Source organism: Amycolatopsis sp. NPDC000009 (assembly GCF_055563465.1).
Genome location: NZ_JBVHDI010000018.1, coordinates 173,131 through 182,592 on the forward strand (window position 1 = coordinate 173,131; position 9,462 = coordinate 182,592).

Below are 9,462 nucleotides of genomic sequence, written 5' to 3' on the forward strand. Positions count from 1 at the left end.
CCCAACCGGACGCTCGGGGACTGGCACCGCGGTGCCGTGGGTTGGGCCGCAGACGGCGAGCGGCTCCTCGCAAGGTCGACGTCGGTGCCACGCGCACCGTCACGCCATCAGCGCCTCGATCTGCGATCCTTCGCGGCCTGGGTGAGCCGGCTGGGCGGGACGCGCCGCCGCCAGGGCTGAGGTGGCTCATGACGCACCGAACTCCACTGCGCCCCGACGGCGACCCATGACCGCCCCTTCCACGACCGCGCTGATGTAGGGAATCGCCGTTCGCCGGGATCGACCTGCGTGCCGCCGCCGGGTTCGAGTTGGCCGCAGGTGTCCGCGGGCCGGTGTTCGACGACGACGTCTGGTCGTTCGCCGACGTGCTTGGTCTGGCCCGCTATATCTCCCCGAACCAGCGGGTGCTGGACTTCACCGAGATGACCGATCCGAGGTGGTGGCGGCTGGCCAAGGAGTACATCGCCGCGCTGCTGGTGCCGGGCCACGAGGCCGTGGTGGTGCTCCCGCACGCACACCGCATTCCGCGCACCCTGGTGATCAGAACCGGAGCGGTTGGTCAGCTTGACGCGGTTCCTGACCTAGCTCGGTACACGCGGGATTACCCGGCTGCAGGAGGTCGCTCAGCGCGCGTGCGACGCGTATCTGCCTCAGGCCGGTAGCCCGTCGGGCGAAGGCGCAGCCGCGGTCGTAGTAGACGACCTCTTGCAGGCTCTGCGCCGAGTCGTGGCCGCAGTCGTCGATGACGTGCGGCCAGGGCAGCCTGGCCTTTCGACCACCTGCTCGGCGAAGTCCTGGTTGTTCCGATCGCGAACCGGCCGCAGCTGTGGGCTCCGCTGGGCAGGAGTGAGCTGGCCGACGTGATCCCGCTGTCGGACGCGGCCTGCAAGGTCGCGACCGACATGATGATCAACGGTGAGTTCCACGCGATGCCTCGGCGCTGGGCGCTCGGCTTCGACGAGGACGACTTCACCGACAAGCACGGGAAGAAGGTCTCCGTCTGGCAGGCCATCGCGGGCAAGATCTGGCGCGTTATGCTTCCCGATGGTATCCGCTGGCAGGTCGCTGATACCCCGGAGCGCTACAGGAGTGCTCGAACCGGTCGGCTGATCGTCACCGCCGCTGATCCGCGTGCAGCCCGTCGGCGGCTCGACGACCGGAACACCGACCACCCGTGCATGGAGATCGCCCGCTACTGCAGCGGTCGCGCGGACGCGTCGAGCTCGCGGAGCTCTGCCGCCAGCCGATCTTCGGCAGTCCCCGGACACGGGTGGCCGGCGTGCTCATCGTTTCCGCGCGTACGGACAACCCGCCTATGCAGGTGTCGAACGCGACGACCGAGGACGTCCGGCGCGTCCTGGGCTACTACCGTCTGGCCTGGCGCCGACGGATTACTACTATTTGTTGAGGGCCGCAAGGAGGCCGAACACTAACGCTACACACACCCCGGCAAGCGAAATAGTGGCAACCTGCCAATGGCGTAATGCTGTTGCTCGATCTTTTCGATACTCGTCAAGTGTAACGGCGCGGATAAGAGCGAAAGACTCGCGTCGCTCACTTAAGATGCCAAGTGCGGCCACTAGAAACAATGCACTAAAGAGCAGGCCAACTACCACGAATCCGATCATCTCCCAGAGAGGCAGGATTCTCGATCGATCATTTGGATCAGCAGGAAAAACCGATAATAGCGAGAAGGTGCCGAACAGTAGTATGGACCCAATGAATCCCGATATCGCCCCAATAATGATCTCATGCCATTTGGGAAGTGATGCACGCTTCTTGGTCTGTCGATCTCTCGCCCAAGCGGCATAGAGGGATTCGCAAGCATGACGATCGCCAAATGCAATAGCAGATTCCAATGTGAGATGAACTTCGACATTTGTGCCTTTGATGGCGATATTTTGAAGTTCCATATCGGATAGGGTGCGCAAATCCTTCGGGTCATCAAATGTGCCGCCATTAAACTCCATCTGCGGGGAACCCTGCCCGTCTTGAAGGCGCGAAATCTCGTCACGTAACGCCTGGAGATCGTCGATTGTCACAAGGAGCCGACCAAGGGCACGACTTTCCTTGGCCTCCAGGCTTGAGCCACGTCGATGTACAGCCATGACGTCGAAGCTTACTTGCAGCCTCTGACGGTTTCGGCCCAACACGAGTAAGGAATCGGTGACCGCGCCGAGCGCCACCACTTACGACCAACTGCCGCAACTCCTGCGGCGGGCGGCTGAGCACGAACGTGGCGTGGCGCTCACGGTTGGGGGGGCGTGGCGTCGCGCAACCCCCTTGCACTCCGAATTCGCCCCCGGCCGACTCCCGGCAGGAGATGCACGATGACGACCCTGTGCGCGCCCGACGGCCGCGAATACCGCACGGAGAACGAGCGCGAGGTGAAGAACCTGACGCATGGCCACGACTATGCGCTCGTCCCGGACGAGTCCGGGCAGCCCAAGCCCGCCGCTCCGCGCACCCGGCGCACACAGCAGCCGGCACCCGCCCGAGTGCGCCCACGCCACCGACGCGTGGCCGTTGCAGGAGAGACCACCCTCTGGGCAAGAATTACAAGTTCAACCGCAACGTTCGCGAGGCGTACGCCGCTCCCTGCGGCCTGGAACTCGACGACGACCAGGAACTCAGCATCCCGGCACCCGACGGGGACACGGCGCTGGCGATCGAAGAGTCGCGCAGCTCCCGCCGTACGCTGGCACTGCCGACCGGCGACAAATTTGATCTGGTCTTCAACCTCGCACGACACCAGCCCGCCAGCGTGCTCAACGGCCTGGTCGATCGCTTCGAACGTGTCAGTGGGCGCCGCCGGCGAGTACACGCGCGTCGTCGTGCTGATCGAGGAGTACGGCGAGGCGATCGAGTTCGACCTTCAATACGAACTTGGACTCGACCTGCTGGCGTACTTCCGCGCCGAGCGGCCCTGGACACAGCTCCTCCGGCTCGTCTAGCGACTGCCCGACCACAGTCACTACAAGGTCGCAATCCGCGACGCCGACGCCGAGAACGCCGCCGCCAGCGCAAAGTGGATGCGCACTCCTACACGTGCGAGCGTGCCGCGCTGACCGATGTCGCCGACATCCTGCTGACCATCGGTCCCGAAGCTGAGGTGCGAATGTCATGGCAGAGCGAGAGTTGGGAGGCCTCTGGATCTGCCTGTTGCGGACGAAAGGTCTTCCGTCGAGGTTGGTGCGCTCGACAATGAGGCGTCCTCATCACCAGAACCAGTGCGGCCTCGATGGCACAGTGCTTAACTCATTGCTAGCGGGTGCGGCTCGCCCACGAGCTTCGACAAAGCTGTGGCGATCTCTTCGATCTTCGCCGGAACGTAGGTTAGGGTGCTCCCCGTGGTTCCGCCGTTCGTGTGGCCAGCAAACGCGGCAGCGAGTCCGTAGCTGTAGTTTCGTTCAATCCATGTCAATGTTGTGTAGCGGATCCAATGAGTTGTAATTCCCTCTTGTGATATCCAGGGGAGATGCTTGCCGAGGCGTTTCCATAAGGATAGGTATCGAGATCTTCCCATTGGTTTTCCGCTTTTCAGGCGCAGGAGCTGATCGGTGCCTCGACCTGCAGGATTGCGCTCCTCGATGTGATCAATAAGTGCAGCCATGAGCGTTGGGGATATTGGCTGCTCCCGAGTGGTGCTACCCTTTTCGTGGAGAAGGACGGTACAGTTTTCTTTGAAAACATCGCAGACGCGAAGAGCGAGTGCGCCTCCGCGGCGACAGGCGGTCTCTGTGTGCAGTCGGAGCACGAGCGTGTCTAGGGCAGGGTCCGTGCCAGTGGTTGCCGCCACTGAATGTATTTGTGCCAGTTGATTTGCGGAAAGGGCTCGACGGTGCGTCTTGCGATATCGCGGCTTCCTTAGTGGGCCCGCGGGATTGTGCGCTGGATCGAGAATGCAATCATTGATTGCATGTTTGTAGAATGCTTTAGTTGCGCTTACGAAGTTCGCTCGCGCTCCACGTCCATGCTTTGCGCCAGGTCGCTTTTTGGCGTCTCTTTCGACTTCTAGTGCAAGCGACATGAGCTCCGAAGTTGTTGGCGAGTCAATAGTCCTCTTGTCGAATTTTGTGGCCAATACCGTCCAGTACGGTGTCCAGGTCTTTCTGTTGCTCTCCGGGGTCGCCGCTTGAACGACTGGAATGTAGCTTTTAAAGGTGGGTAAGTTCGCCTTTGGCGATGGAGGGTTTTGAAGATCGGAGACCTTGACGCCGAGTCGGTCGAGGAGCAGTCTGGCTGTTTCGATGTCGGCGGTGGACGTCTGAAAAGTACTGTTGCTTGAATGCTCTTCTGTAAGCATTTAAGCCCCAGTACTATCTCTGTGAAACTTGGCGATTGCACGATCGAGCGTAGATAGCGGGTAGACGACGACGGTGCGATACTTGGCGGCTGCCGCTAGAAGCACTCTGCTGCCCGGTTTGATTACGAAATGATGGCGTGCTGCTGCCGGAATATGCAACAGGCCTTTTGAAGTTGTGGACAGAATTCCGCAATCGTCTGCTCTGAAAACGATCACATCCTCGGTGAGGTGGAGGGACAGTCGCTGCTTGCGGTTCCACGAGGCTGCTTGAAATATTGCGCGGTCGGCGACTCTTCCAGACGGATCTACTCGTGCTGTGGCGTAAGTCAGCGCCCCATCGGCTCTGTTAGACAGTATTCGCGGCACAGGTAACTGGTCGGGTGCTGCGTGCGCAGTGCTGGTCATGACGTCAGGGAGCACTGCTGCGACGATGGTCGCCGCTGTCGATTCTGCGGTGCTGGCGTGCGCCTTCGGCGAGTCCGTGACGGCGTCAAGGTCTTGAATATTTGAGGAAATATCCCCTGAAGTCCAATGCGGCACTGGTGACCTCCACTGTGAGGAATTGCGCATCCGCGTCATTGGTGCCGAAAGACACGGCACCGCTACTTCACGGCGCGTCACCGGGTGGTTCTCGCGAAGCTGTCACGTTCGCGCGGCGCCGGACCGCGGCAACCACTGGGTCACGGCTCAAGGAGATTGCGACCTGGCACAGCCAGTTCGCTTCGGCAAAGAGGTCAGGAGTCGCTCGAGAATGAGGGAGCGTGGCGAACGATAATTCTTGAGGGCGTCTGGCGTGGTGAGCATCCAGCGCAGCGCCGAGCTCGGAGGCTTCCAGCAAGATGTCTGTCGTGATGGGATCGAGGCCTCGCTCTCCGGCACGAGCCAGCACCCAGCCCCGGACGGCCGGCGGTGTGAAACGCCGCAGGGCGAGCTGAGCATCACGAATCTCCACAACGCGGCGGTAGAGGCGGTACCGCGCTAGCTCGGCGGTGGCCAGCGACCCAACCTTGGGGTCGCCCAGTAACACCTCCGGTACCTGGGTTGTCAGCCGTTTCCACATATTTTTCAAGGGGCGGGCGGTACTCACCTTCCATGAAGAAGCACGGAGGTCGCTGGGGGCAGGCTGCTCGACGTTGCAATGTGCCTTGGCCGCGTCACAGGTGAGGGCCCAAGTCGGTGTGCTGCCATGAGTGAAGCCGAACTGTGAAAGAAACATCGAGGCGAACATCTCGGCCTGGCGCTCGTGCGCGGTGGCGTAGTTCGTGCGGCCGAGGATCCGCTGCACCAGCGACGGTGACAAGGTGGGCAACAGCAGCCGTGTGAGGCTTTCGTCGTTCCCACTCCATGTTCCGTTACCACGGGATGGGGTTTGATGGTCAAACAGAAGGTGCCCGACCTCGTGAAGAACCGCGTGCCGGGATTGAAAGGACGGTAGGTTGCTGGCGTAGTAGATGTAGTCGACTGCGGGCGTGCTGACCAGCAGACCACAGAGTTGGTCAGCACCCAAGTTTCCGGATAGAAGGCGGATCTTCTTCCCTCGCGTTCGTGCCAGCTGTTTCAAGAAGACTGTGGTATCGAAGGGATCTGGTATATCCAAGGTGTCGATGAGCCGCGCACAGCGGTTCGCCATGTCTTGCAGTCCCGTACTCATGGGACAGCTCGTGTAAACCGCGCCAGCTGACTTGACCGCAGGAGTGCGAGCAGTGCCGTGTGAACCGAAAGTGACCTTTTGTGCTCACGGCGGTGGCGCCCCGGCTTGTGGGTGCGCCTCGTTGGGGCTGGGATCGCGAGGCGCGGCTGCTTCCACGCTCTAACGTGACGTCCCTTCATCGTTTTCCTTTCCTTGTTGTGGCATTTCGGATGATCCGTATCGACTGCTCCTGCGCCGTCGGGGTCTTTGTTCGCGAGACCCGGCGTGGTCAGGGTCGCGGTCGAGGCGCGTGTGACCTGGTGGCAAATGCGTAGTTCGCAGCGCAGCCGCGTGTGTCGGTCAGCCGAGACTGCAGGCCGCGCCTTGCGCGGGGTTCTGGCAGCGTGCCGCTCGGCGGCGCCAGGGACATGCATGGCGCGTCCGGATAGCGTTCGTCCGGTCGTGGTAGTGCACCGCCTGGAGCCGACCGGTCGGCGCCGCAACTCGACGTACTCACGCGATCTCCGGTCGTCATCGGGGTACGGCGCCTGTGACGTCCGAGCTGGGGTGGGTGACCCAGGTGTGAGCGGTACGCAGGAAGGCGTCGTTGTCTGCGGGACTGCCGATGGTGACGCGCACTCCGTGGTCGGCGACGTCGAGCACGAGAACCCCGTCGGCGTAGCAGTGTGCCGCGAACCGCCCGGAATCATCGGCCAGCGACAGCCAGACGTAATTGCCGTGCGAGTCCGCTGGGGCGTAGCCGATCCGGCGCAGTTCGGTCACCACGCGGGCACGTTCCCGGGTGACTCTGGCGACGTTCTCACGCATCGCGGCCGGATTCTTCAGTGCCGCAACCGCAGATACCTGGGCGACGGCACCGATTTCGCGGGGCACTGCGGCGTCGCGCACTGTTCTGGCCAGCGCGACGGGTGCGATTCCGTAGCCGATCCGTGCCCCGGCGAGGCCGTAGGACTTCGAGAAGGTTCGGACCACGACGACGTTCTCCTGTCCGGCGGCCCATCGCGCCTGTGCCAGTTCGGCGCCGTCAACGACGTCCGAGGCAGTGACGAAGTCCCTGTAGGCCTCGTCAAGGACGACGAGGACGTTCGCAGGCACCTGGTTGAGGAACGCGCGTACTGCGTCGCCTCCGGCGACCGCGCCGGTCGGGTTGTGAGGGTTGACGACAATGGCCATCCGGGTGGCAGGAGTGATCGCGGCGAGCATGGCGTCCAGGTCGAGGGTCGCACCTCCGGTGTGCGGTACGCGCTGGGCGCGGATTCCGGCCTGTTGAGCGAAGACGTCGAACGCGGCGAACGCGGGTGTAGTCCACAGGAGGGCGTGGTCCGGGCTGGTGCACACTGCGCGGGTCAGCCGTTGCAGGATCGACGAGGAGCCGGCGCCGAGCATGAGGTGCTCGGGCGCGACCCTCAGGTTTCGGGCGAGCGCGGTGGCCAGATCGGTGCAGTCAGGATCCGGGTACCGGTTGAGCTGAACGTGGTCGGCGACCGCCGCGCGGACGGATGCCGGCGGCGGGTGAGGCAGCTCGTTGGCCGCCAGCCGTGTGGTGCCGCCGATGCGACGTGGGCCGCTGTAGCGCGGGGCGTTGGTGTTCTCAGTTGTCATCGACACGCCACACCGCCGTGCTCCAGGACGCGGCCTTGAGCTGCTCGTCGAAGCGTCCGCCGCGGAATTCGTGCTGCACTTGCGCTACCCGCGCCTGGGCGAGCGTGTCGAGTCGGGGGAGACGCACGACGTCGTCGTTGAACGCTGGGTCGGTGCGCGCTTCGAAGACCATGGCGACCTCGGCGGAGAGGTTCACGCCGATGTGTGGCACACCCTCGCCGATGTACATGATCGAGTGCGGTGCGTGGATGAAGGTGTGTTCGAGTTCCTCGCCGACCAGCGTTGCGACCAGGCCGTAGGCGACGAAGATGGCGATCTCCGAGTGCGCGTGCAAGTGCGGTAGCGCGTGGTGATGTCCGGCCATGCGCACGACGCCGGCCGACAGGCTCGTGACCGGCGTGATCTTGTTGTGCACCGCGGGTGCGAGCTGCTGACGTTGTGGACCGGCCGCGTAGTCGGCGACGGGGTTGGTGGTGGTGCGCAACTGGCGCTGCATGAGGTGAGGCATGGTGTCTCCCAATGGGTTCAGTTCTGGCCGGTTTGGCCGGGTGTGGGGAAGTCCGGCCCGCTGGCTCCGGGCGGCCCGGGGTGGTGGTCGATGGCACAGGCAGGTCTGCGGTCGATGGGGGCGCGGCGCTCGAGGCATGGAGCGTGGCGACCTCGGTGGTCGGCCTTGGCGCGGCCCCCGGGAGGGGCCGTGTCGGCTGCTGATGTGGTGAGCAGGGTCGCGCTGGCGAGGAGCCTGGTCGTGAACGTCATCGGGTGTCCTTGTCGACAAGGGAGGGGTCTGAGTTGTCCGGGGTGAAGCCCGGCGTTGGCCGGTGCCAGGTGGGGAAGTCGTGTTCCGGCACATGCAGGCGCGGCACGGTGGCGGCACGGTGGCGCAGGTTGTACGCGGCGATCAGCCGCCGGTACTGGGCCGCGACGGGGTCGGCGGTCTCCGCGCGTTGCCGGGTGTCCAGGCTGCGGCACACGAGCCTGTAGACGCGGTCTGTCGGGCCGGGGGACGCGGCGGTGTAGCGCCGGTGCGCGGTCAGGCAGTGGCCGAGCATGCGGTTCTCGTGTACGTCGCCGTCGTCGGTACGTGGCCGGGCGGGATATCGGTCCCCGGTTCCCTGAAATCCGAGTTCCACAGTCAGCAACTGGGGCACGAACATCTCATGTATGACGTGTTCCGGGGTGAGCGTCTGGGGGACGTTGGTGCGATAGGAGTCGAACGCGGTTGCGAGTTGGTCGAGCTCGTCGTCGCTGAAGCTGTTCATTCCCGGCTGGGCACCTGCGGTCGCGGCGCGATAGTCCAGCTCGCCGCGGCGGGGCAGGAGGGCGGGGTCGGCCGCGAGGATCGACCGCGCGATGTTCCAGATGTTGGTGGCCCAGAACAGGAATTGAGCCCGGGCGAGGGAGGTGTCTACGACCAGGTGCCCGTTGGGCACGGCCAGGCTGTCCGCGTGGTCGAGAAGGCGTTGCAGAGACGGCATCACGGCCGGTCCTCCACCCTGGTGGACGATTCGCAGGTAACTCTGGACAAAGTGGACTTGGAGTGCTTGGGATCCTTGCGCGTGGCGGAATGAGGAGAAGGCGAGATGGCGGAGGTGTCTCGACCATGTCATCGGAGATCGGCGGCGGGTCCGTCGGAACGGGCCGGGCCCGGTGGGGCCGGTGCGTGCGCTGATCATCACGGGGTGACCTCCTGGAGCCAAGGTGGTGTAGGGCGGGCACATGTCGACGTGTGCCTGCGGGAGCTCGTTGACCGCTTCTATTTGTGTAAGCGGCAGGGTGATGCCGGGTAGGGCAGTGGGGGGGGGGGGGGGCGCGGGCCCCCGGGGGCCCCCCCCCCCCCACCCGGGGGGGGGGGGGGGTTACCCTGTGGGTGGGGATGGGGATTCGGTGGGGGTTTTTAATC

8 protein-coding genes are annotated in these 9,462 nt (G+C 63.9%); 2 read left to right on the forward strand and 6 right to left on the reverse strand.

Going from position 1 to position 9,462, the window contains the following annotated elements; all coding sequences use genetic code 11:
• Nucleotides 1-332: 332 nt before the first annotated feature.
• Nucleotides 333-662, forward strand: a complete 330-nt coding sequence (locus ACZ3HL_RS34570; protein WP_465535476.1) for a hypothetical protein — start codon at nucleotides 333-335, stop codon at nucleotides 660-662.
• A gap of 735 nt (nucleotides 663-1,397) precedes the next feature.
• Here ACZ3HL_RS34570 and ACZ3HL_RS34575 read toward each other — a convergent pair.
• Entirely contained in the window at nucleotides 1,398-2,108 is a 711-nt protein-coding gene (locus tag ACZ3HL_RS34575; RefSeq protein WP_465535477.1) for a hypothetical protein, read from the reverse strand.
• A 687-nt stretch (nucleotides 2,109-2,795) separates the two neighbouring features.
• On the opposite strand from ACZ3HL_RS34575, the gene ACZ3HL_RS34580 reads away from it, so the two are divergent.
• On the forward strand, nucleotides 2,796-2,954 hold the full coding sequence (locus ACZ3HL_RS34580) for a hypothetical protein (protein WP_465535479.1): 159 nt from the start codon (nucleotides 2,796-2,798) through the stop codon (nucleotides 2,952-2,954).
• Nucleotides 2,955-3,253: 299 nt separating this feature from the next.
• On the opposite strand, the gene ACZ3HL_RS34585 is transcribed toward ACZ3HL_RS34580, so the two are convergent.
• The 5 genes from ACZ3HL_RS34585 to ACZ3HL_RS34605 form a co-directional block, all read right to left on the reverse strand.
• Nucleotides 3,254-4,306 carry a tyrosine-type recombinase/integrase gene (locus ACZ3HL_RS34585; protein ID WP_465535481.1) on the reverse strand — a complete coding sequence of 351 codons (1,053 nt, stop codon included), beginning with the start codon at nucleotides 4,304-4,306 and terminating at the stop codon, nucleotides 3,254-3,256.
• A gap of 607 nt (nucleotides 4,307-4,913) precedes the next feature.
• A complete protein-coding gene (locus ACZ3HL_RS34590) occupies nucleotides 4,914-5,957 on the reverse strand; it encodes a DUF6545 domain-containing protein (RefSeq protein ID WP_465535483.1) in 1,044 nt (347 codons plus the stop codon).
• Between the two features lie 510 nt (nucleotides 5,958-6,467).
• A complete protein-coding gene (locus ACZ3HL_RS34595; RefSeq protein ID WP_465535485.1) occupies nucleotides 6,468-7,559 on the reverse strand; it encodes an aminotransferase class I/II-fold pyridoxal phosphate-dependent enzyme in 1,092 nt (363 codons plus the stop codon).
• Complete coding sequence (locus ACZ3HL_RS34600) at nucleotides 7,549-8,067, reverse strand: hypothetical protein (protein ID WP_465535487.1); 519 nt, start codon at nucleotides 8,065-8,067, stop codon at nucleotides 7,549-7,551. The genes ACZ3HL_RS34595 and ACZ3HL_RS34600 overlap by 11 nt, the downstream gene beginning before the upstream one ends.
• A 247-nt stretch (nucleotides 8,068-8,314) precedes the next feature.
• On the reverse strand, nucleotides 8,315-9,037 hold the full coding sequence (locus tag ACZ3HL_RS34605; RefSeq protein WP_465535488.1) for a hypothetical protein: 723 nt from the start codon (nucleotides 9,035-9,037) through the stop codon (nucleotides 8,315-8,317).
• Between the last annotated feature and the right edge of the window lie 425 nt (nucleotides 9,038-9,462).